This window comes from Acinetobacter sp. YH12069 (genome assembly GCF_013419675.1).
Taxonomy (GTDB): Bacteria; Pseudomonadota; Gammaproteobacteria; order Pseudomonadales; family Moraxellaceae; genus Acinetobacter; species Acinetobacter amyesii.
Genome location: NZ_VOZS01000031.1, coordinates 1 through 23,876, shown reverse-complemented (window position 1 = coordinate 23,876; position 23,876 = coordinate 1). Strand labels below are relative to the sequence as shown.

22 protein-coding genes and 1 pseudogene are annotated in these 23,876 nt (G+C 38.3%); 6 read left to right on the top strand and 17 right to left on the bottom strand.

Annotation, left to right across the window (positions count from 1 at the left end):
- Positions 1–172: 172 nt before the first annotated feature.
- The gene (locus FTU16_RS15330) at positions 173–1,519 is read right to left on the bottom strand and encodes a dicarboxylate/amino acid:cation symporter (RefSeq protein ID WP_180005246.1); all 1,347 of its coding nucleotides are present in this window, start codon (positions 1,517–1,519) and stop codon (positions 173–175) included.
- Positions 1,520–1,927: 408 nt separating this feature from the next.
- Between FTU16_RS15330 and FTU16_RS15325 the strand changes: the two genes are divergently transcribed.
- Entirely contained in the window at positions 1,928–2,923 is a 996-nt protein-coding gene (locus FTU16_RS15325) for a glycosyl transferase family protein (protein WP_180163610.1), read from the top strand.
- A 465-nt stretch (positions 2,924–3,388) separates the two neighbouring features.
- Here FTU16_RS15325 and FTU16_RS15320 read toward each other — a convergent pair whose 3' ends face one another.
- The 3 genes from FTU16_RS15320 to FTU16_RS15310 form a co-directional block, all read right to left on the bottom strand.
- Positions 3,389–3,805: a hypothetical protein gene (locus FTU16_RS15320; RefSeq protein WP_180005248.1), complete on the bottom strand. Its 417-nt coding sequence runs from the start codon at positions 3,803–3,805 to the stop codon at positions 3,389–3,391.
- An 81-nt stretch (positions 3,806–3,886) separates the two neighbouring features.
- Positions 3,887–4,153 (bottom strand): YeaC family protein, encoded by a 267-nt coding sequence (locus tag FTU16_RS15315; RefSeq protein ID WP_078189099.1) that lies wholly within the window; start codon positions 4,151–4,153, stop codon positions 3,887–3,889.
- 2 nt (positions 4,154–4,155) lie between these two features.
- Positions 4,156–5,094, bottom strand: coding sequence for an NAD(+) kinase (locus FTU16_RS15310; protein ID WP_078189100.1), 939 nt, complete (start codon positions 5,092–5,094; stop codon positions 4,156–4,158).
- A 152-nt stretch (positions 5,095–5,246) separates the two neighbouring features.
- Here FTU16_RS15310 and mrcB point away from each other — a divergent pair, with 152 nt between their 5' ends.
- Complete coding sequence (gene mrcB, locus FTU16_RS15305) at positions 5,247–7,640, top strand: penicillin-binding protein 1B (protein ID WP_180163609.1); 2,394 nt, start codon at positions 5,247–5,249, stop codon at positions 7,638–7,640.
- The gene (locus FTU16_RS15300) at positions 7,582–8,199 is read left to right on the top strand and encodes a tetratricopeptide repeat protein (protein WP_257222686.1); all 618 of its coding nucleotides are present in this window, start codon (positions 7,582–7,584) and stop codon (positions 8,197–8,199) included. Before mrcB ends, FTU16_RS15300 begins: the two co-directional genes overlap by 59 nt.
- A 141-nt stretch (positions 8,200–8,340) precedes the next feature.
- On the opposite strand, the gene FTU16_RS15295 is transcribed toward FTU16_RS15300, so the two are convergent.
- Complete coding sequence (locus FTU16_RS15295; protein ID WP_180163608.1) at positions 8,341–9,240, bottom strand: NUDIX domain-containing protein; 900 nt, start codon at positions 9,238–9,240, stop codon at positions 8,341–8,343.
- Positions 9,241–9,387: 147 nt separating this feature from the next.
- Here FTU16_RS15295 and hemP point away from each other — a divergent pair, with 147 nt between their 5' ends.
- A complete protein-coding gene (gene hemP, locus FTU16_RS15290; RefSeq protein WP_078189103.1) occupies positions 9,388–9,558 on the top strand; it encodes a hemin uptake protein HemP in 171 nt (56 codons plus the stop codon).
- Between the two features lie 196 nt (positions 9,559–9,754).
- Here hemP and FTU16_RS15285 read toward each other — a convergent pair whose 3' ends face one another.
- The 4 genes from FTU16_RS15285 to FTU16_RS15270 all read right to left on the bottom strand — a co-directional run bounded on the left by FTU16_RS15285 (position 9,755) and on the right by FTU16_RS15270 (position 14,103).
- Positions 9,755–11,074, bottom strand: a complete 1,320-nt coding sequence (locus FTU16_RS15285) for a HAMP domain-containing sensor histidine kinase (protein ID WP_180163607.1) — start codon at positions 11,072–11,074, stop codon at positions 9,755–9,757.
- Positions 11,075–11,087: 13 nt separating this feature from the next.
- On the bottom strand, positions 11,088–11,747 hold the full coding sequence (locus FTU16_RS15280) for a response regulator transcription factor (protein WP_180163606.1): 660 nt from the start codon (positions 11,745–11,747) through the stop codon (positions 11,088–11,090).
- Positions 11,748–11,878: 131 nt separating this feature from the next.
- Positions 11,879–12,241 carry a NirD/YgiW/YdeI family stress tolerance protein gene (locus FTU16_RS15275; protein ID WP_180163605.1) on the bottom strand — a complete coding sequence of 121 codons (363 nt, stop codon included), beginning with the start codon at positions 12,239–12,241 and terminating at the stop codon, positions 11,879–11,881.
- 104 nt (positions 12,242–12,345) lie between these two features.
- Positions 12,346–14,103, bottom strand: a complete 1,758-nt coding sequence (locus FTU16_RS15270) for a GspE/PulE family protein (RefSeq protein WP_180023971.1) — start codon at positions 14,101–14,103, stop codon at positions 12,346–12,348.
- A 210-nt stretch (positions 14,104–14,313) separates the two neighbouring features.
- Between FTU16_RS15270 and FTU16_RS15265 the strand changes: the two genes are divergently transcribed.
- Positions 14,314–15,327: a hypothetical protein gene (locus FTU16_RS15265; RefSeq protein ID WP_168379329.1), complete on the top strand. Its 1,014-nt coding sequence runs from the start codon at positions 14,314–14,316 to the stop codon at positions 15,325–15,327.
- 39 nt (positions 15,328–15,366) lie between these two features.
- On the opposite strand, the gene tsaA is transcribed toward FTU16_RS15265, so the two are convergent.
- Entirely contained in the window at positions 15,367–16,080 is a 714-nt protein-coding gene (gene tsaA / locus FTU16_RS15260; protein WP_180163604.1) for a tRNA (N6-threonylcarbamoyladenosine(37)-N6)-methyltransferase TrmO, read from the bottom strand.
- Positions 16,081–16,186: 106 nt separating this feature from the next.
- Between tsaA and FTU16_RS15255 the strand changes: the two genes are divergently transcribed.
- A complete protein-coding gene (locus tag FTU16_RS15255) occupies positions 16,187–16,966 on the top strand; it encodes a ferredoxin--NADP reductase (RefSeq protein ID WP_078189109.1) in 780 nt (259 codons plus the stop codon).
- Between the two features lie 73 nt (positions 16,967–17,039).
- Here FTU16_RS15255 and FTU16_RS15250 read toward each other — a convergent pair whose 3' ends face one another.
- The 7 genes and pseudogenes from FTU16_RS15250 to FTU16_RS15220 form a co-directional block, all read right to left on the bottom strand.
- The gene (locus FTU16_RS15250) at positions 17,040–17,480 is read right to left on the bottom strand and encodes a hypothetical protein (RefSeq protein WP_180163603.1); all 441 of its coding nucleotides are present in this window, start codon (positions 17,478–17,480) and stop codon (positions 17,040–17,042) included.
- 181 nt (positions 17,481–17,661) lie between these two features.
- A pseudogene (locus tag FTU16_RS15245) lies at positions 17,662–17,892 on the bottom strand (hypothetical protein); the annotation flags it as partial.
- Positions 17,893–17,950: 58 nt separating this feature from the next.
- Positions 17,951–18,712, bottom strand: coding sequence for a hypothetical protein (locus tag FTU16_RS15240; RefSeq protein ID WP_180020821.1), 762 nt, complete (start codon positions 18,710–18,712; stop codon positions 17,951–17,953).
- A gap of 213 nt (positions 18,713–18,925) precedes the next feature.
- Entirely contained in the window at positions 18,926–19,738 is an 813-nt protein-coding gene (locus FTU16_RS15235; RefSeq protein ID WP_257220770.1) for a PoNi-like cognate immunity protein, read from the bottom strand.
- Positions 19,739–19,777: 39 nt separating this feature from the next.
- On the bottom strand, positions 19,778–20,764 hold the full coding sequence (locus tag FTU16_RS15230) for a PoNe immunity protein domain-containing protein (protein ID WP_180020819.1): 987 nt from the start codon (positions 20,762–20,764) through the stop codon (positions 19,778–19,780).
- A gap of 29 nt (positions 20,765–20,793) precedes the next feature.
- Positions 20,794–22,143: a hypothetical protein gene (locus FTU16_RS15225; protein ID WP_180020817.1), complete on the bottom strand. Its 1,350-nt coding sequence runs from the start codon at positions 22,141–22,143 to the stop codon at positions 20,794–20,796.
- 12 nt (positions 22,144–22,155) lie between these two features.
- The coding region (locus tag FTU16_RS15220; protein ID WP_180163602.1) for a DUF2345 domain-containing protein at positions 22,156–23,876 on the bottom strand (1,721 nt) is incomplete at its 5' end.

Genomic DNA, 23,876 nt, shown 5'->3' with positions numbered 1-23,876 from the left:
ATGAAATACGGTATTCTGATGTGACAAAACCTGAATCCTTTATAGTTGAAGTCTTTGTTAGCACTTACATTTTAACTATTTTGGACTCAGGTTTTTTATTTAAGTCAAACTATGGGACAGCAGTGGCCGAAGCTTCCTTTTTAAACACATCTTTTACATCACAGCATCTGCCTTAAGCATGATGTGCATTGCCTTCTTCTTGCATCTGACGGTCAATTTCTTCAGGGTTTGCCAAAGCAAAATCCAGTTTTTCTTTGTCTAATTGACCCACCCATTTTGCAACCACAATCGTTGCCAATGAGTTACCGACAAGGTTCGTTAATGCACGTGCTTCTGACATGAAACGGTCAATACCAAGAATCAATGCCAAACCAGCAACAGGAATATGCCCCACAGCAGAAAGTGTTGCAGCCATAACAATAAAGCCTGAACCCGTCACACCCGCAGCACCCTTAGATGAAATCAGTAGAACCAATAACAAAGTGATCTGATGCGAAATATCAAGCGGCGTATTGGTCGCTTGTGCAATAAAGATCGCCGCCATAGTCAGGTAAATAGACGTACCATCTAGGTTAAATGAATAGCCTGTTGGAATAACCAGACCCACTACAGATTTTTCTGCACCTGCAAGTTCGAGTTTTTTCAACATACGTGGCAGTACAGATTCTGAAGATGACGTACCTAGTACGATCAAGAGTTCTTCGCGAATCATACGAATCATTTTGAGGATACTGAAACCGCAAATACGTGCAATTGAGCCAAGTACAAGGAAAATAAACAGCAAACAGGTAATATAGAAGCAGATGATCAATTGACCCAATTGCGCCAAACTACCAATACCATATTTACCAATGGTATAAGCCATCGCACCGAAGGCACCAATTGGCGCAAGCTTCATGATCATGTTTACAATGTTAAAGAATACATGTGCAATTTGATCAATAAACTTCAATACAGGCTTACCTGCATCACCAAGTTTATGCAATGCAAAACCAAATAATAAGGCAAATAATAGAACTTGAAGAATCTCACCCTCAGCAAACGCACCAACAACGGTGTTTGGGATGATATTCATAAAAAATTCTTGGGTAGATTGTGCTGCACCAGATTCAACATATTTAGAAATACCTGCAGTATCTAAAGATGCTGGATCTACGTTCATGCCTACACCAGGTTTTGCAATATTAATCACTGCAAGACCGATAATGAGTGCGATGGTCGAAACGATTTCGAAGTATAGTAAAGCGACCCCACCTGTCTTACCCACAGATTTCATGCTTTCCATACCTGCAATACCACTCACCACGGTACAGAAGATCACAGGTGCAATAATCATTTTAATCAGCTTGATGAAACCTTGTCCTAGTGGATAGAACAATTCACCCCAGCCTTTTACGTATTGCTCGGTACCATTGATAATTTGTGTGCCACTTGGTGAGAAATGCCCCACCAATACACCCGCAATAATGGCAACGATCACTTGAAAATATAGTGACTTATAAATTGGTTTTTTAGCCATGACATTACTTCACGATATATTTCTGCTTCAAAGAAATATTCAGTTTTTGTCTATTTTCAAAAAATAAACAGCCCAAAACCCCTTTGTCTTCGACAAAAGAGCACCAAAGGTATTTGACTTAGCCAAATACAGAAAAACGAAATATGTATGGTGATTAAATAATCACATCAGGACCTGATATAAAATCAGCGCATTGATCAGGAGATGAAACACATACTAAAGTAGGTTAAATTTTACCTGTTTTTTAATGGCTTGTTCTGCCACAAATGTTAATTTCGGTTAAATAATAGACCGAGCTTATTAGACGATAGTCTAAAGACATCCTTTTTTAAACCTGTTATCAGGCTGAAAAATACCAACTATAGAAGTAAACTATCCTTAAGTCCTAATTTTAAGCCCAGTATTTGCATGAACAATAAACGAAATATTTACAAAGATTTTGAACATCCTTTTGCGCAATTTGTCCGTATCGTGGGTAAAGGTAAAAATGGCGCACGTTCTCTCACTTATGATGAAGCCTACCAAGCGTTCAGCATGATCTTAAAAGATGAGGTTTTAGACGTTCAATTGGGCGCTTTCTTGATGTTATTGCGTGTAAAAGAAGAATCTGTCGATGAACTGACAGGCTTTGTCCAAGCCACACGTGATCAGCTCAAGTTTAAAAAGCTTGATGTTGATTTAGATTGGTCATCTTATGCAGGTAAACGCAAACATTATCCTTGGTTTTTATTGGCCGCATTAACGCTGGCAAAACACGGCTACAATGTCGTAATGCATGGCGCTTCAGGTCATACCATTAACCGCCTTTATACAGAACAAGTATTAGAGTATTTGGGTTTTCCTATTTGCCAAAATGATACAGATGTGGAACAGCAGCTTATACAACGTCATTTTGCTTATATTCCGCTCGACGTCATTTCACCAATACTCAGTGATTTAATTTCACTACGCAATGTCATGGGCTTACGTTCCCCAATTCACACCCTTGCCCGTCTGATAAATCCATTTAATGCCAAAGCCACAATGCAAGCGATTTTCCATCCTGCCTATCGTGGATCACATCAACGTGCGGCATTCCAATTGGGTTATCAAAATAGTGCTGTCATTAAGGGTGAAGGTGGTGAATTCGAACGTAACCCCGATGCAAAAACCTTAATTTGTGGCATCAAGGATGGTGAAATGTATGAACATGAATTGCCTAAACTAACGGACAACCGCAGTCCAGTCGAAGAAGAACTCGACTTAGCCGTTTTTAAAGCCGTTTGGGACGGTCAGCAGACACATGAATATGGTGAAATCGCGGTCACCGAAACCATGGGAATCGCACTGTATACCATGGGCGCCGTCGCAAGTTTTGAAGAAGCGATGCAAAAAGCTAAATCACTTTGGGCAGATCGGTTCTAATATAGTTATTGTGGCTCTAGACTAGGAGAGTAAATCATTTCTCTAGATTCACTCTCCTATTTTTCATATTTAACTGATGTTACTCGCGTAAAAGTAATTACGCATTTTTCAAATGATTTTTTAAGTCTATTCGACGGAGTCTTGCATCTAGGGTTTGAATAAAGGGATTAGCCTTCGGCTAGAGGTACTCTTACGAAACTTTGTTTCTCATTCGGCAAAATGAGAAGCGTGCTTCGCAAGGAAACCATCTTGCGGTGCAATGCACCTCACCGACAAAACTCGTTCACTACCGTCAAATTATCCAAAGTATCGCAAAAACATTTTTGATTAGAAGTAGCCCTGTCTCAAACACTTGCGGATGACGTTACCGCGTATCATTCTTTTATTTGAATCAAATTGCGCTTCTAATGTTACTGCGTAACATCAGTATTTAAGTTGATTTCTGACTTTAATTATTTCCCCTACTTATTCAGCTTTAATCGGAAAATAAAAATCCACCCAAAAAGGATAATGTTTTCCAGAGCGATGAATATTTTTCAATTCGAGTTGATCGCCGAGTTTAATTTGAATGTTATTCGACTCATATCGCCCAGACAAATAGGCATCTTTACGTTGCCCTACTAAGCTGGAACAATATTTCTGATGACTTTGAATTTTCGCGGATTTAAAAGCGGCTTTTGCCTTTTGAATTTTAATTCCAATCAGCAACATTGGCGAGCTATCATTTTTGATTTGTGTATATTGAGTTTTTGGTTCAACAAATTTGCTACTTGAAATAACGATAACCTGCATTAAACATTCAATTTTATTTTCAGCAAAAACCTGACCCGACAGCAAAGCAATCACTGTACTCATCAAGTATTTTAATTTTATTGATTTCATTTAAATATTTTTTACTTATTTTTAAGATTTAAAAAAGCCATATGATTGATCTAACCATATGGCTTTTTGAAGTGAATTCGATTAAACGAAACGAATGGGCTTGAACTCAGGTTCTTCCACATGCGAGTCGCAATGCTCATCTTCCTCTTTGGTCCCACGGTCGATATAACCGCTACGTTCGTCTTCTGGCAAATGTTTAATTTCCCATGCATACACCGCTTGCATACAAATTTGACGTTGTTCTTGAGTCAGCGCTACGCCATTTGGCCATTTACCAATTTCAATTGCCGTTTTTAATCGACCAACAATTTCAGGATCGAGTACGGCAAGCATCTGTTCAATATTCATAATTAATCCTGCTTTAATGAGTCAAAATCTTGGTTCCAGCCTAGCTTGGTACGACATGCCATATAGAAGTCATAACCAGGTGGATGTAATAAGTTGAGCTTAAACGGATGTTTGCGGATATGTAAACTATCGCCTACACCCAATGATACACTGTGTTGACCATCGGCACTGACCATTGGTAGAACACGATTTTCACGAATCAAAATTTTAATTTCACTTTGTCCGCCCACGACAATCGGACGTGACGACAAAGTATGAGGATGCATTGGCACTAAGGCAATCGCATCCATACTTGGGTGGACAATCGGACCACCACCAGATAATGCATAAGCTGTAGAGCCGGTTGGTGTTGAAACAATTAAACCATCACTGTGTTGGCGGTATACATATTGCCCATCAATATTCAGTTCAAAGTCGATCATGTGTACCGATTTACCCGAGTGCAGCACAATATCATTTAAAGCTACAGCATCATAAATCGACTCGCCTTTCGAGCGAATTTCCATTTCTAGCAAGAAACGTCGGTCTAGCTGAAACTCACCTTTGAGCACTTGATCTAACTTGAAAATCACTTCTGTCGGTTTGATATCGGTCAGGAAGCCCAAACGACCACGGTTCACCCCAATCACAGGAGTATTGTATTTCACCAAGGCACGTGCAGCATGAAGCAATGAACCATCACCGCCGACTACGATCACCAAATCGACGACTTCACCCAATAAATTACGGCTGACCGTCTGAGTATTATTGTAGGGAACCAGCTGCGCTGTTTGCGTATCAAATACAGGATGTAATCCCAAACTCAAAATATGATCGTGGATCAAACATAGGGTTTCGATCACTGATGATTTGTCTGGACGACCAATCAACCCAATGTTTCGAAATGATTTATGTGAAATTTGCACCTGCGCTTTTGCTCCGCTTCGCCTCATTGGTATCATATCACTAACAGAAATGATTTAAAAAAACTTTAAAGTTTCGACTTTAGTGAAGTAGCTTCCAATATTTTGCATACATATAACAGTTTAAATATTGCAAAATACTGAAAAGCTTCGCATGATTAGCAAAATTTCTCAGGGTCTTATCACTATTTATGAAGTCTGAACGTGGCATAGGCATAATTGCACTGATTTTTTCGCTGTTGATTATCGGCGGATTTCTCGTGTTCAGCATTTATCTTATTCGTCTAGATAATATTGTACGGGATAAATTCGAAGGTCAACGTTGGGACATTCCAGCCAAGGTATTTGCTCGTCCTTTAGAAATTTACACCAATGCGCCTGTAAGCCAAGCAGACCTCAACCAAGAACTGAAACTTTTGGGCTATAACGCTCAAGATAGCTATGCGAAAACAGGGAGTTACGTTACTTCTGGCAATGTGACCTATATCCATACGCGTGGTTTTGACTTTGGTGATAGTGTCGACCCTGAACAAGTTCTTAAAGTGACCTTTGGTGAAGATCAAATCACTGAAGTAAGTGCAACCAAGCCTTCAAGCAGTGGTATTGCCCGCTTAGAGCCGATGTTAATTGGTGGTATTTATCCTCAGCACAATGAAGACCGTGTGCTGATCAAACTTGATAAAGTGCCTAAGCCTTTAATCCAAGCTTTAATTGCTACAGAAGACCGTAATTTCTATCAACATCATGGTATTTCGATTCGTGGTACAGCACGTGCCATTGTGAGTAATGTCACAGGCGGAAAACGTCAAGGTGGTTCGACCCTCACTCAGCAATTGGTGAAAAATTTTTATTTATCGCCTGAGAGAACCATTAAGCGTAAGGCCAACGAAGCCTTAATGGCCATGCTGATTGAACTTCACTATGACAAAGATGAAATTCTTGAAGCTTATTTAAACGAAGTGAACTTAGGTCAAAACGGTAACTATTCCATCAATGGTTATGGTTTAGCTTCACAATTCTATTTTGGTTTACCGCTGCGTGAACTAAATATTGCTCAGCAGGCGTATTTAGTCGGTTTGGTACAAGGCCCGACCCTATTTAATCCGTGGAAAAACCCTGAAGGTGCGATTAAACGCCGTAATATTGTGTTAAACAATATGGTAGTGATGGGCTATTTAACTCAAGAACAATATGAAACTGAGTCAGCGCGTCCATTAAATGTCATTACTAAACCAACATTGGGCCCTTCTCGCTTCCCTGACTATATGGATATCGTGCGTCGTCAACTGCGTACCGAATACCAAGAAAGCGATTTGACCAATCAAGGTCTTCGTATTTTCACTGCGATGGATCCGATTGCACAAACTCGTGTACAAACTGCATTTAAAGAATCTGTGGCACGTTTAAGCAATGCCAATCCAGCACGCTTAAAAGAATTACAAGGCGCGGTACTGGTGTCTCATCCTGAAAATGGTGAATTGGTTTCAGCAGTGGGTTCAACGCAGGACTTTACTGGCTTTAACCGTACAATCGATGCTAAACGTCAAGTTGGTTCATTGCTAAAACCTGTGATTTACCTCAGTGCGATAGAATCCAACCGTTATAACTGGGCGAGTCAAATCGAAGATAGTCCGATCAGCATTCAAAGTGATGGCAAAGCTTGGACACCGAAAAACTATAGTGGTGGCGCACATGGTGTCGTACCAATGGTCGATGCCCTATCAAACTCGTATAACCTCTCTGCGGTACGCTTAGGTCAAGAGTTCGGTATGTCGACTTTTATTAACCATCTGAAAAAGTTTGGTGTGACTTCTAATATTCCAAGCTACCCTTCGATTTACCTCGGTGCTATCGATATGTCACCGATGGAAGTCATGAGTGTGTATGGAAACTTTGCAACCGGTGGCTTCAAATATCCAGTGAAAGCTATTCGTTCAGTGGTCGATGCCAATGGTCGTTTATTAGATCGTTATAGCTTAACGGTACAACCGACTATTGCACCTGATGCAGCCTTTATCTTGAACTACGGTTTACAACAAGTGATGAGTTCAGGGACAGGCCGTTCTGCTTATGCATCATTACCGGCTTCACTTAAACTTGCAGGTAAATCAGGGACAACCAATGATACGCGTGACTCATGGTTTGCAGGTTATTCAGGTAATTACTTAAGTGTGGTTTGGTTAGGTTTAGACAACAACAAAGTTACAGGCTTAACTGGTTCGTCAGGAGCACTTCCTGTTTGGACCAATGTCATGAAGCAGTTACGTCAAAAACCAGTTAATTTACGTCAACCAGACAGCGTACAGTGGCATTGGTTAGACCGTTATTCAGGTAATTTATCTGCACAGCATTGTACAGGTGCGATGTATATTCCTCTGTCGCGCAACTCTATTCCAAATCAAGCGACGGCATGTGGTTCGACACAATATGAAGTAGAACCTTACACAGTTGATACTGAAGAGACGCAGCCAACTCAGGAACAAAATGATAGTTTAGGTGACTACATTCGTGAAAGTGATGTCGATAATGATCAGGGTTCATCTGATCAACCTCGCATCATCTCAAGTGGAGAGTATACAAATTAAATTGCAAAACATTAAAGTTTTAAAAACGTTCAGTATTCTGAGCGTTTTGACGATCATTTTGGCTGGTTGCCAAACCATAGTCGAACCTGAGCAAAAGCCGCCTGCTCCACCTGAAAAAAAGGCAGATATCCATGACTCTTCTGGGGTCATTATTACGCCATATGACCATCCAGAAATTAAACGTCAACGCATCGTTATTCCTGAGCAGAAAACCCAAATTCAAAAATTTGATGATGGTCGTGACTTGCCTGCATTCAAAAAATTGATGCAAAGTACGCGAACCGCTTATGCCAATGGAAAATGGAATGAAGCTGAAAGTGCGGCAACTCAAGCACAGCGTTTGGCACCGCAATCTGCGGAAACTTTTTTATATTTGGCAATGATCGCCAATCGAAAAAATCAGCCTGCGAATGCAGAATCGTTGGCACTGCGCGGATTAAGCTATGCTCAAACCAAGCCGATGAAACAACAGCTTTGGAATGTTGTTTTAAAAGCCGGTCAAATGCAAAAGAAAAGCAGCACCATTCAAAAAGCCCAACAAGCCATTAAAGCTCTTTAAGCACCCCCATAAAAAAGCCTGATCTTAATTGAGATCAGGCTTTTTTATTCATTACATACTAAAAGTAAGTTTATTTCTAAAAGTTATTTTAAATCTGAATATCGACTTTAAATACAAATTTAATTCAATACACACTTTAATTTAAAAATTGCGAATACCTGCCACCCCATAAGCATGATGTTGCTGTGCAATAGTTAGCAATTCAGGACGCATTCCACCTAAAGCAAAAACAGGGATCTCTATGCTTCGTGCAATCTCAGAAAAATGCGCCCATCCCATACTTTGCGCCTCTGGATGACTTTGTGTCGCCAGAACTGGGCTAATAAAGATGGCATCACAGCCAATTTTTTGCGCATGCAGTGCAGAAACTTGATCATGACAAGCTGTGATATATCGCTTCCCAAGCTGTAAATCACCTTTATTTTTTTGCAGCAATTGGTGCTGTTTAAGATGTAATGCTGAAATATGTGCTTGCACCTCTGTAGAGAGCAATGACCATAGATCTTCATTAATTATCAGTTGTTTTAAAATCACAGTAGGTAATTGATTTAATACCTTTGCATTTTCTGCGCTGGCATCGACTCGCCAATAATACAACAGCGTCTCTTGAAGCGTTTCACGTGTTGGTAGATCGGCGGTGATTTTGATCTGTTGCTGCCAATATAAGCGCTGCAAAATAGCTTGATTGGCCTTTGGAAAATTTAAGCTCATGAGTTGTTGACGTGAATACCAGGCCCATGGCTTTTTGATTTCATTCAGCAACGCATGCGGGACGATGGCATGAAATAAATGTAATTTCACAATAACATCATCATATTCATGTTGAATAAAATCAAAAGCATGCCAGTCGTGTAAACCAATGCCAACTTCTTCAAAAATTTCACGACGACAAGCTTGCTCAGGACTTTCCCCCTGCTCGACTTTACCACCCGGAAACTCATATTTATTGCCCTGATGTTGTTTTGCTTCACGCCAACCCACCAGTACTTTGTCTTGATGCAATAAAATCGCAATGGCGACATCGATTTGCGGTTTAGACATAGTTCCCTGCTCTCTACTCTGTTCCAATTGATTTCCAAGTGTAAGCAAATTTATCTTTTTTATAAAATCCTAAAATTACCGTTGACAGGTCTATTCGATAATGATTATCATTTAAAATATTCAGAAATACACCACGGAGTCGACGGAATGAACGCACCATTTAGCCTTTTTACTCGTAGCAATGAAGCACACCACTCACTGCCAATGCTACATTCAAACAACCTTTTTGCTTTAGGACGTGAAATTCGCATTATGCATGCAGGTGAAGAATATCGACTACGTTTAACACGAAATAATCGCCTTATTTTGACCAAATAATTTCTGATAAAAATAATAATTATCAGCGCAATAAAAATAATCGTGGACACAAGCAGTAAGCCATTCGCTTACTGCTTTTTAAGTTTTGTACTTAGTTAAATTAAGTTTTATAGCTACTCAAACTTAATTTAAATCGCAACACTCATCTTCCTCTCACAACACTCTTTCGCTAAATTCCTTAGAGCAAATCGTGTTTTTAACGGATTGGAAAAGTGAGTTGTACCTTTAAGCCACCCAGTTCAGATGCATCCACATTTAAATGGCCTTGATGTAACTGTACAATTTTTTGGGCAATTGAAATACCTAAACCTGAACCTTGCGTCTTCGTTCCCAATACACGGTAAAATCGCTCGCCAATGCGTTGCAATTCTGCGACTGTCAGTCCCGCACCTTGATTTTCAATCGCCCAAACCGCCTGCTGTGCTGTTACCGTTAAATCAATCTTGACCTGTCCTTGCGTAGGACTATAGCGAATAGCGTTATCGACTAAATTGCGTAGACAGCTAAACATCAACTCTGCGTTCATAGCAAACTGTACAGACTGGGTCTGTAGCTTCAATTCGATCTGTTTTTCTTCAATAAAAGGCTGTAAAGCATCAAGGACTTGTAAACTCAGCTGTTCTAAGTCGTTCTGTTTTTTATCCAATTGCTCCGATTGCGTCGGGTCGAGCCGCGCCAAAATCAGTAGATTTTCTAAAACCCGTGTTCCTCGATTAACATCGTGCTGTATGCTCAATAAATCCTGCTGAATGTCGGGATATTTTCGTTTTAATACCTGAAGTCGCATTTGAATCGCAGACAATGGTGAGCGTAATTCATGTGAGGCATCGGAGGTAAAACGCTGTTCCGCCTCTAAGGCTTGATCTAATCGGCTTAATAAAAAATTCAGCTGTGTTTGGATCGGCTCTAGTTCTTGCAATACAGGTTCAGGTAAGACGATGGCTTGTAAGTCATCTACATTTTTTTCAGCGATTTGTTTGGAAAATAGCTGTAAAACTTTCAATTGACGTTTAATCAAAATATGTAGTAATAGCCATTGGATCAACCAAACTATCAACAAAATCCCTGCATAGCCTAATACACTCTGCAGCGTTTCTCTGAGCCGTGTTTTCATCGGTTGAACGATTTGTACGCTTAATCCATCGTCCTGAAGTGCATAGCTACGCCAAAGCGCTCCGTCTCTCCATTGATAATTTAGCGCCTGTTTTAAATTGGGCTGATGTTCAAATGCTGTGTGTTGTTCCGATGTGGTTAAGACTTGCGACCCTTGTATGAGTTGATATTGCATATCAAACTCTTCACTGAGTTCATCTATTTGTTCGTCTTGCTTCAGCGTTAGATCAGTAGCAGTAAGCATATCTGCCACTTCGTCCATCAGGGCATCATGTACATTCATGATGTGATAAAGACCAAATCCCAACATCAGACACAGAGAGATTGCTCCCGCCCAAATTGCACTGAGAAGTGAAGTTTTAATCAGTTGCGACTGTAAGGAAATGCTTTTTTTATCACTCATAGACTTAACTTTGTTACGGAAGATTCATGCGATAACCCAAACCCCTTAAGGTTTTAATGTAATCACTGCCAATCTTCTTACGCAATTGGTAAATAAAAACTTCGATCGCATTACTTTCAACTTCATCGCCCCAAGCATAGAGCGATTCTTCGAGTTGGCTACGCGTCATAATATGCTCTGGATTTAACAACATCTTATGCAAGATTTGATATTCACGCGAAGTCAACGTAATCAATTCCGCATTTTTACGCAGCGTTTTGGCTTGTACATCTAAACTTAAATCCCCGAAAGTCAGAGAATTATCACGCTGTTGATGATGCAAGCGTAATTGGGCGCGCACCCTTGCTGACAACTCTTCCAAGCTAAAGGGTTTTACCAAATAATCATGAGCACCCAGATCTAAACCTTCAACACGATCTGCAATACTGTCCCGAGCAGTAATAAATAAAACTGGTGTAAGCGGATGCAACTGTACGATACGTTTTAAAATTTCATCACCAGTTACTTTTGGTAAGCCACGATCTAAAAGTATGCAATCATATTGATGTTGTTCTAAAGCCAAAATAGCGTGATCGCCTCGCTCAACCCAATCGACACTGTAGCCATCCATTTCAAGCCATGTTTTTATACTGTCTGCTTGGGAAGCATCATCTTCTGCCAATAAAATTCGCATCTTACCTACCCTATTTCTATGGTTCCGACTTCAGTGTATCGAACTTTTGCTCATATCTACTCATATCATAAAAAAACCACAGCAAGCCGTGGTTTTTTATGGAGCAGCACTGAAATGAATAACAGGCTAAATTAAAATTTTACTTGATCGACATCAACTTCAACGCGTTTCGTCGGTTTGTAATCAATGTCGATTTCTCCAATGAGCGTTACCGGTGTTTTAGCTGAAATCGCTTTGCCTTGCCAAAGTTCATCATCAATATCCACTGTAATGCTGCCTGTGCTATCGCGGAACTGATATTTTTCATCGCCCATCGATTTCACAACATAACCTTTCAATTGAACTTTACTATCATCTTTTAAGCCTAAGGCATGTTTCACCGATGTGGTTTTCATCGGTGCAACTGCAGCCTGATTGACTGCTGTATTCGCGACTGCAACCGATGCCACACCTGCAAATGCTAAAACACATACCAATTGAGTGAATGTTGTCATCTTCGGTCTCTCTTACTTTGTCTATTTCGATAGCACTATTTAAACAAAGCAAGATGAGTCGAATCTTAAGCTGCAAAGACGTTTTTATTTATTTGATCGAACCATTAGTTGAGCGGTACGACACGCAGAACTTCCTCTAAAGTCGTCACCCCTGCAAGTACTTTACGCGCACCTGCAATTCGTAATGGCTCGACATGCTCTTTACGTGCCTGTGTACGTAATTGGGTTAGATCTGCATTGGCACCAATCAATTGCTTGGTTTCAATACTGAGTGGCATAAATTCATAAATCCCCACACGGCCTTTATAACCCGTTTGACGGCATTCATCACAGCCCACCGCCTCGTAGACAAAATCAGGCATTTGAATCGTGTAATCAAAGGTCAGATGTTTCCACTCTTGTTCATTGATAAAAGTCTCACGCTTGCAGTGTGGACACAGTTGACGAACTAGACGTTGTGCCAAAACCCCTAAAATAGTCGCTGCCGTTAAAAAAGGCTGAATACCCAAATCATGTAATCGCGTCAAACTCGATGGTGCATCATTGGTATGTAAAGTTGAAAGCACCAAATGACCTGTTAATGCAGCTTGGATTGCCATATTTGCCGTATCATGATCTCGGATCTCCCCGACCATGATAATGTCAGGGTCTTGACGCATTAAAGCCCGTACACCATCGGCAAAGCCTAGATCAATCCCTGTATTCACCTGCATTTGGTTAAAACTTGGCTCTAACATCTCAATCGGGTCTTCAATGGTGCAGACATTCACTTCTTCGGTTGCCAATTGTTTGAGTGATGAATAAAGCGTGGTGGTTTTACCCGAACCCGTCGGACCGGTCACTAAAATAATACCGTGACTATGACTGGTTAAGGCCTTCCAATCATCCAACAGACGCCCTTCAAAACCGAGCTGTTGGAAACTACGTACCAAGACTTCAGGGTCAAAAATACGCATGACTAACTTTTCACCAAAGGCTGTTGGCAGCGTCGATAAACGTAGCTCTGTTTCTTGGCCTTTGGGTGTACGGGTTTTTAAACGTCCATCTTGCGGCTTACGCTTTTCCGCCACATTCATCCGTCCTAAGATCTTAATTCGTGAAACCACAGCTGTCAGTGTATTTGCTGGCATGTTGTAGATGGTATGCAATACGCCATCGATACGAAAACGCACCTTTCCTGTATCTTTACGCGGCTCGAGGTGAATATCACTTGCACCTTGTTCGAAGGCAAACTGTAAGACCCAATCCACAAGCTTCACAATATGCTGATCATTGGCATCTGGATTTTGTGTATCACCTAATTGTAATAGTGCTTCAACGCCTTTATTTTCACGGTCATAACTCGATGATTTTTGCGAATTACTGACCGCACGACTCACTTGGTAATATTCAACCAAGTAACGCTGTAGTTGGTCTGGACTGAGTAATACACGCTGAATCTTGCGTGGTAATACCGTTCTCTCTAAATTGGCAATCCATTCATTTTTATAAGGTTGATCCGTTGCAATCAGCACATGCTCATTTTGTAATTCAACCGCTAAAATGCGATTTCGTACTGCAAATTCCTGAGACATAATGGCTGTCAAAGCAGGCACATCAGCTTTTAGAGGATCGATAATATAAAACGGTACTCCAGACTTTTCTGCCAACCATTGGCAAAGTCTATTCAATGTTAAGGTAGACTGCGGATGACTCTGATCGACTAAATTAAAATTGGCAATCCATTGTAGAGGATGCCATTTCAACTGCTCACGCTGACGGTGCGTGGTTTGAATCAGTATTTTGTCCCGTTCAGTAATACGTCCATCTTTTTGTAATTGGTCTAAACACCAAGAAGTGTCAATTTCAAAATTAAAAGTCATTGTTCTATGTTCCCCAAACATAGGTTCACTATAACAAAACCAGCTGATTAAAACGCAATATTTTTTACTTAAATTATTAAGAAAAATTTAACTTAAATCATTAATTTTAATTAGTTAATTTTTAACATTCCCTTTTTTATGTTTTTCTATACTATATGCAACAGTCACAAATAATAGTGACGTAATTCATAATTTATTAAAGAGGGTAACATGAAATTTAAAATTTTAAGCCTAGCCATTTTTAGTTCCTTAATTCTAAGCGCTTGCGGCGGCGGCTCTTCAGACAATAGTTCTACTTCATCTGAAACTGGATCAGGAAATGGAGCTGAAACTAGTTCCGAAAATAATAAATGGTCAATCTACTCATCATCATATTGGGATGGAAGCGACAATTTATTCGAAAAAACACATTTCAATATTCAAAATAATACTATTTATTTCAATGTTGATTATTTAAGCAATAACAATGAAAATTATGACTTGAAATGGATAATTTCTGATTATTTAACAGACGAAGGCCTTTATACACCAGTGCTGAACAAAACCGAATATGGTTATAAATTTGCCAATTTAATTTCTAAAAATGATAGCCAATGGATTTTCACACCAGCATCTAGTCAAAACTTCAATGGTCTGAAACTGACTCAAAATTTCGAAGTGGTAAATTTAACAGGTAAAGAAATTGGCTATTACGTAGACACATTTAATTATCTTTCAGGTGCAGATACTACGTTAGCAACGAAGTTGGGCACATTCCCTAGTTTCTATTATTCAAAATTAAAAGGAAAAACTTTTCCTCAAGGTTCAACTTGCTTAAGACTGAAAACATCATCAAGTTCAAAAAATTATGTTGAACTCCTTGGTGACAACATTAATGGTTTTGATCCTACTGAATATTTAGATGACGGTTATACCATCCAAAACATAGCTTCTTATCCAGTTTATATTTCGAAAAATCAACCTGTAAATTATGATTTTGATGCTTATGTGCAGTTTAATCAAAATTATCGTTATGGCTCATACTATAAATCAGGGACCACTTACACATTGGCTAATGATATTAAAGACTATCAAGCTGACTTAGATGAGGCGATTCAAAATTATGGAAAGGATAGCCTGGAAGCAAAAGTTGAAACTAACTATGTAGAAGCAATCAAAAATGAATGCTCGCTATTTAACAATATCGCTAGTACTGAAATTGATAAATACTCTAAATTAAAGTAATTCGATTTCAAAAAAGATCAGGTTTAAAACCTGATCTTTTTAACTACTTAGAATTTCGTGTACGACTATTTTATTAGTGTCTACGCAAAAACGCACATTACAACCACCAAACAACATGCCGTACACACGTTCATCATCATGCTGATAGGCAGGACGTGGATCTAAACTCAATACTTGTTCCAGTTCTGCTGTTAATTGTTCGGTTAAATTGCCATTATTCAAAAATACCTGTTTTTGTTGCTCAGCGTGCTCTGACCAAATCACAGATTTTCTTTCTGGCTCATCCTGCGCATAACCGCTTTGCGCATCCATCACTGCATCTGAATATTGAATATAGGGTTTGATATCTAAAATTGGTGTTCCATCCAACAAATCACTGCCGACCACATAGACACGTACCGATTTACCGACTTTTTTCACCGCTTTGAGCTGCACAACCGACAAGCCCATAGGTGACGGCCGGTACATACTTCGTGTCGCAAATACCCCGATTTTTTGATTACCACCTAAACGCGGAGGACGAACTTGCGGACGAAATTTTGTCGAATCTGCATTTTTATTTTCATGAAACTGCCAAATCAGCCAAAGATGACTAAAATCTTCAATCCCCTCAAAAGCCAATAAATCGTTATAAGGTTCTAGCATTTCAATATAAGATTCGACTTGCACCAAATTTGGCTGACGTGGAATACCAAACTTTTCTCGGTAGGGAGATTTCATATACCCGATAATTGGCATTTTAAGCTCAGACATAATCACTTTTTCTGATAAGTTCAATTAAATATATTCAGTTTATCGAGAATGATTTTAGATTAGAATAGTAAGCTGTTCTAATTTGATAATTTTATTGAGACCTTTAATGGCTGCTTTTAACGTCGAAAAGATTACTCACGTCCACCATTGGAATGACACTTTATTCTCTTTTAAAACCACTCGCGATACTGCGTTACGTTTTAAAAACGGTCAATTTGTGATGATCGGCCTTGAAGTAAATGGTAAGCCTTTAATGCGCGCTTATTCTATTGCAAGCGCAAACTATGAAGAAGAATTAGAGTTTTTCTCTATTAAAGTTCCAGATGGTCCTTTAACGTCTATTTTACAAAAAGTAAAAGTTGGCGATGAAATTTTAGTGTCTAAAAAACCTACAGGTACTTTAGTTCTAGATGACTTAAACCCTGGTAAAAACTTATACCTACTTTCTTCAGGTACAGGTCTTGCACCGTTCCTTTCTGTAATTCGTGACCCTGAAACTTACGAACGTTTTGAAAAAATCATCGTTGTACATGGTACACGTTTCATTTCGGAATTGGCTTATCAAGATTTAATCTTAGATGAAATTCCTAACCACGAATTCTTTGGTGAATTAGGCGCGAAAGAAAAATTGGTTTACTACCCTACTGTAACTCGTGAAGAATTCCATACTCAAGGCCGTGTAACTACTGCCATTGAATCTGGTCAACTTTTCGAAAAAATTGGTCTTCCTCGTTTCAACCCTGAAACTGACCGCGCAATGCTTTGCGGTTCACCTGCATTCCTAGACGACGTTGCTGCACTACTTGACCAGCACGGTCTGAAAGAATCTCCTAAGATGGGCGTTCTAGGCGACTACGTGATCGAACGTGCATTCGTTGAAAAATAATTAGCTGTAAATTAAAAAGCGCATGTCATCATGCGCTTTTTTTTTATCTATATGCCACTCATGACTGATACAGCTATTTTTCTTCTTTTACCTTCAATTCATCAATAATTTTTGCTCTCCACTCTAAACCTTTCTCAGTAGCATCAGGTAATTCATTCGATAAATTAATTTCCACACTGTCATCTGGATATATATGTACAGCTAAATATTTTTTATCTTTTAAATTTTCATTCGTCAATGTGGGGACATTGGTTGCAATATGCTTTTTAGAGCTATTACCTTCTCCCCATTTAATATATTGAGTTCCTGTTATCACTGCTGATCTTTTCGTTCCACTACCTAGCCCTCCACCTAACTCTTCTCCATTTAATTCAACAATATAAGGAATATATCTTGCATCATAACCATAAGATGTTGTGGTCAACACATAAGTTTTTGTTGAATTAGTATTACACCCTATTAAACTCATTGCTGAAAGCATAATAAGCATTAAATTCGTTTTTAAAACTTTCATCATTATCCTTTTAAAAATATTGGGTTTTAATTTATTTAATTAAAAATAATAATCAAAGAAAATTAAAAATATTATCCATTAGAAACGAAGAACCAAAAGGAAAATTTATCCTATTTATCACTAGTAAACTGCCAATATATATTCGCATCCATTTCAAAATGCCCCCCCGAATGGCATCTACTTATTCAGTCAGATACCAAATCGTTAGACCCCAAGGATTATCTTTAATCTCAGGCATACCTTCTCCTTGATTAAAATGACGTTTTTCCATGTTATTCGCAGGACTATACCATTCACCTGTTTTAGGGCAAATTTGTCCTGCTTCGCATCTTAGAGTTTTTGTACTAGAATTACTTATATTCTTCTCGCAAGGTACAAATTCTCGGGCAAATTTAACCAAATCTTTTGGATAAATCATATGTGTTATTTCGCTATCATTTATCAACACACATCAGACAACACAAATCATTTCAGCTTCGATCGGTAAACTTACCCCCTTCATTTGCAACTCTTTCAATCAAGTACCAATCTGTTTTCTCATAATATGTTTCATAAGTTTCTGGATCTATTGTAGTGGGAATTACACTACCAAAACCTCTATCATCTTCATTACTATGAGCCATAAATTCTATTCGGTTCGGCACAAATTCGGAAATATATAAACCTTTTATCGCAACTTTTTCATTCGATTTTACTTTAATACTTTGATTTATACGATAAATGGGATATGACACAGGAATATTAATTTTTGAAATATCAAATATTTCATCAACAATACTTTCTTGATTCCAATACGTTGGATAGGTATTTTCAATAATGAATGCCTCGGCCTTAGCCTTTGTATAAAAATCCCAACATTCTTTCACATTTTCATGAGGTAGTTCATCCATCCATTTTTTTGAAAACTCACTCATACCTTTGTCATTCGATCGAATCTCTGATGCGCAATCTAAATATGTTAGATCGCCTTCTTTTATTCTTATATAAGCAAAATCTAAAGTATCCATGGTTTTTCTTAAAAGCGGTAAAACCGTCCCTCCCCAATTGATGTCAACTTGCTCTGGCATTGGAAAATCCAGATAATTACAGGGTAGATTTCTCATACAAACGGCAAACAGCAATTCCAAACGATCTAAAAAAGATTGATAGTTATTTCTCATGCTATAAAAAAATTCTTTAGAACTAAAATGTTCTAATAAATATAAAAATTTAGGATCGATTTTAAAATTCATATTCAGCCTAAAATTAATGCCCCGAAGGGCATATTTTATTTATTCTTCACCATTAAAATACCAGTACACTTCACCCCAATCTGCCTTAGAAAGTGTTGGTAACATTTCACCTCTTAACACATGAACGCGTGAATCCACTTGTGCAGGGGTTGTCCAATAGCCCGTTTTTGGGGATTTTTCGCCAGCTTTGACTTTTAATACAGTTAGTTTGTCTTATGTTACTTCAGATTGAGTATTATTTTTACGAGCCCATGCAACTATATCTTTAGGATAAAACAAATGTTTATGTAAAGAACTGTCATCCAAATCTAGTAAATAAACAAGAGCTGCTGCTTCAAAAGCCCAATAACCAACATATGAATAATTATCTAAATTTAAATGACTATTGTACCAAAGTGTATTTTTATGCATTTGATACCACTCAGCCAAATATTCATCCAACAGTTCAATCGCATGATTTTTGTTATTTTTAATTATTACATTATCAATCACATCGCATAATATTGAAAAATTATAACTATATATCCCATCTCTTTCAGTATCTGGATGATTAGAATCCGTTAGTTTTAAAAACTTATTAATCACTTCATCTTCACTAAAAGTTCCTCCATCCTCGCCATTGATTAATTGTTTAATTGTAGATAATAAATTATTTTTATTTAGCAATACTGCTAAGCTAATTGTAGTTAATGCAATAAAACCACCTTCACCACCAATAACAACTGGCTTTTTACTTGCTTTAAAAACTCCTAATGCTTCTGCTTGTTTTTCATAACCTTCTATTACTTTTTCAAATAATGGAGATATTTCTTCTATTGGCTTTCCTGCAGTATAATGAAGATATAATAAAGAATGATAGATCCATGTAATAGATTGCCATCTTGAAGCTTCTCCACAATTATATTGATCATCTTCAAATGCATCACTTTCTAAATATAAGGGTATTCCTTCTTCATTGTATTTTTTAGTCTTTAAATAATACTCTTCAGTTAAAAAAATCTGTCTTTTATATTTATCGAAATTCATATTAATCCTAAAATTAATGCCCCGAAGGGCATGTTTTATTTATTCCTCACCATTAAAATACCAGTACACTTCACCCCAATCTGTTTCAGAAAGTGTTGGTAACATTTCACCTCTTAACACATGAACGCGTGAATCTTCTTGTGCAGGGGTTGTCCAATAGCCCGTTTTTGGGGATTTTTCGCCAGCTTTGACTTTTATTACAGTTAGATTCTCTTGGGTTACTTCAGATTGAGTATTATTTTTACGAGCCCATGCAACTATATCTTTAGGATAAAACAAGTGCTTATGTAAGGAACTATCATCTAAGTCTAGTAAATAAACCAAAGCAGCTGCTTCAAAAGACCAATAACCACAATATTTTAGTTCTTCTGCAGGCTCTAAATGACTATTAAACCAAAGTGCATTTTTATTCATTTGATACCAATCAGCTAAGTATTCATCTAAATATTTAACAGCAGTTTCTTTATTATTTTTAACTAGCACATTATCAATCACATCACATAATTTTGAATAACCTAATGCAAATAAATTTCCTTCGTTAAATGTTGGATGTGAAGGATCATTAAGTTTAAAAAATTTATTAATAATTTCATCTTCACACGTATGACTTTCACCCTCGCCATTGACTAATGAATGTATACGATCAAATAAATCATTTCGATTTAATAAAAAAGCCAGACCAAGTATATTTAACGTTTCATTTTGAGTTGGAATGACAGAAGGTTTTTTTGACTTATGGAAGATAGCTAAGGCTTCAGATTGTTTTTCAAAACCTTCTATAACTTTTTCAAATAAGGGGATAACTTCCCCTATAGATTTTCCTGCTGTGTATACAAGGTAAAGTAGAAAAGAATAATCATGTGTTATAAGCGTCCAACGCCTATCTTCACCACAATTGTATTGATCATCTTCAAACGTATCACTTTCTTTCCAAAAATCAACGTCTTCTATATAAAAATCATAGGCACTTTTATAATAGTCTTCAGTTAGAAATTGTTGTCTACGTCGTTCTGTAAAATCTAACATTGTTGATTCCTCATTTTAATCATCTAATTTTATTTCGTATAACCATTTTTGGTATTTGCTCGAGTAACTCGATTGTTCAGAGCCTCATCAATTTTAGCTGCACCCCAAAAATTTGATGGTGTATGTTCATTTAGATGCTTTGTATGATCAATAGGTTGCTGATCTTGAATAGAAACGGCTAACGTATTTAAATGCTCCACAGTTTCAGGATGAGCATAATTAAAATAAAGTAAATGACGGCTGTAACTAGGTAGAACTTGTCTTTTTTCTACAATAGATAAGCGTGCTTCAACCCATTTTTCACTCATTTGCTGATTACTCAAATACTTCTGCTTTGGCACAAGTTTCTTTTCAGAACGTTTATCTTTTTTGGCATCAGTCCTTTCTTTATGTCGATCTCTTGTATCTTGTTGCTTATCTAAATCATTCAATAAAGAACCTGGTCCTGTTCCCTTCCCCATACTTAAACTTGCTTTGGCCTCAATCACGGCATAGGTCTTGGTATTCATTATACCAAGATCTTTTTTATCAGACTTCCAAATCGCATCAATTCCTTGATCATGAATTCCTACATGCAGTTTAGTCATTGTGCGTTGTAGTTTTTCATTGGGTTTACTGCCTGAATCATGGGAAACCTTGATTCCTAATTTATTAGCAACCCAATAATCAGCCATATGTTCACCTACACCTCCAACTTCTAAATTAGATAAAACTTTTGAAATATCGGTCTTTGACAGTGTACGGCCTTTAGTGCCTTTGCCATCTCCATTTTGCCCTGTTTTTCCATTGTAAGTCGTACCATGAGCGGAACTATTTTGATGACCATTTCCATTACTGTTTTGTCTTCGATCAGCAGAAGTCTTTGGTACTTTGGATTTCCAATGCAAGACTTTTCTTGCCAACAATTGTATTAGTGATGATATTGAGTTCTCTAAGAAATTAAACGTAAGCTCTATACTTTGATTAACCCAATACTTTGCCCATCTACTATCAATATTATTATTCGAAGCATTAATAGAAGCCTGCTTACCACTTCGAATTAATTCCCTTATTTTCTTATCACTGATTACTTCTGCCAACCATTTTTCAGGATCTCCATGAATTTTACAGTGCGTCATAATAAAACGAATTAATTCAAACAAAATTTCTGGCTTTCTATTGACTATTCTTAGACCTGCTTTGACTCCATCTCCAGGTCCAGGAATAAACCCAATAATACACAACGCAACTTCGAAGTAATGATCATCTGATTTTTCTTGATATAGGTTATAGGATGCTCTAGCTAGATCAGCCACATCAAGTGCAATACCTGCCGGTGAAAAACCTATAGCTATAGCCTGAGTAATTGTTGCGACATCATCTTTATTTAAATCAACCATATAAAAACCTATTTAGTCTTCTAAATCCCAATCTTTTAATAATTCTTCAAGCTCGATCTCATCTTGAGCAGTAAAAGTTTCTAATGCATTATCTTCCAGAACTTCAATTTCAACTTCGCGTTGATCTTCTCCATACCAGACTGTATAAGATTCATTGAGGGGAATATTAGGAATTTTTGCGAAGCCTTTATCATCCAAATGACCTTTAAACTCTTGACCACTTTCAAAAATTACAAGATAAGGTGCATTTTTCATAGGTTCCAAATCAGGCCAATGATAATTCAGCTCTAAAAAGTTCTTTAGATCCCCTAATGCGGGTAAACTGTAATTAACTTGTTGTCCGCCCACAAACTTATGCTGCCCCGCCTTTACCTCAAATTTCGCTGCAGTTGTTGGAAATATTCCTGCACTGGTAATTTTAAGTTGTGATCCACCAGCGGTAAGAATAATTTCCTTTGGACTTTTTATATCAACATTTTCTTCCGTTGAAATAATTTGAATACCCTTTCGTGCAATCAAATCAACCCCATCTCCTTGGGCTTGGATTTCAACTTTGCCTTTGCCTGCATAAGCTCGTAATCCCTCTTGTGCTGCAAATAGACTGATCTTGCTTTGTGCATGGGCAATCAAGGATTTTTGACTGCTGAGATTGATGCTATCGCCTGCACTTTGGCTGATCTGTCCATCTGCTGAAAGATGAATATCTTCCTGACTACTCACAGCAATTGAGTTTGGTGCAGATAAAATCATTAAGGCTTGTTTAAAGGCATCAGCTTTTTCTTTACTGCCTTTTTCAATTTGTCCAAGGAAGTTTTTCAGGTTATCTAAGACTTCAAGTGGGTCAGTTTGCTGTTTTTTCGCCACTTCACTTAAGGCTTTGCTGCTGTTTAAGTTGGCTTCGATTTGTTCTTTCGCCGCTTGTGCATCGAGGTGCATTGCTGCTGCTTGTTGTTGTGGGTGTGTGCTGACAAGGAGCCCTTGTCCTGCACGCACTGCGCCCCATTGGTCGGTTCTCAGTTCAAAGCCTTCGCCTCTTCCCTCACTTTCTGCGGTTTCTTTGGGATGACTGAGGTTCCCTAGGTTGAGCTGGGTGGCACCATGGGTACTTTGTAATTGTGTTGAGATTTGTCCTGTGGTGTCATCAAAGCGCAGTTGTCCAAAGCCTTCACCTTGGACTTCCTTACTTTTTATTCCAGCCAGTTTTTTGGTGTCTGGCAGTTTGCCTTTACCATCAAATTGGGTCGGACTGCGCTGTGCCTCATGTATACGCCCCACCACAAATGGTCGGTCGATATTGCCGTCAAAGAAATCGATGACCACGATTTCATTAATGCGCGGTAAGAATCGTGCTCCATAACCTTCACCTGCCCATGGAGTCAGTACATCTACCCATGCAGAATCCGTATCATTGTCATTGCTGCCTGCACCGCCATCATGGCTGTGGTCATCTCCACGGGTAAATAAGAAGCGGACTTTGATTCGTCCCCATTCATCGACATGTATTTCCTCACCGCTTGGTCCAACGACTTTAGCACGTTGCGGATGGGTGCTTGGACGGTGTTCGAGTGGGTTATATTCAGGAACCGTCGCAATATTGCGGCGTTGTAATGTGAGCTGATTGGCCTGACGCTCGGCCTGTTCATGGATGGGTTTAATATTCCACTGGCTTTGTTCAATCAGTTGATTGACCTGTTCAGTGAGATCTTTGGGTAAGTTATTTTGGTTATAGAATT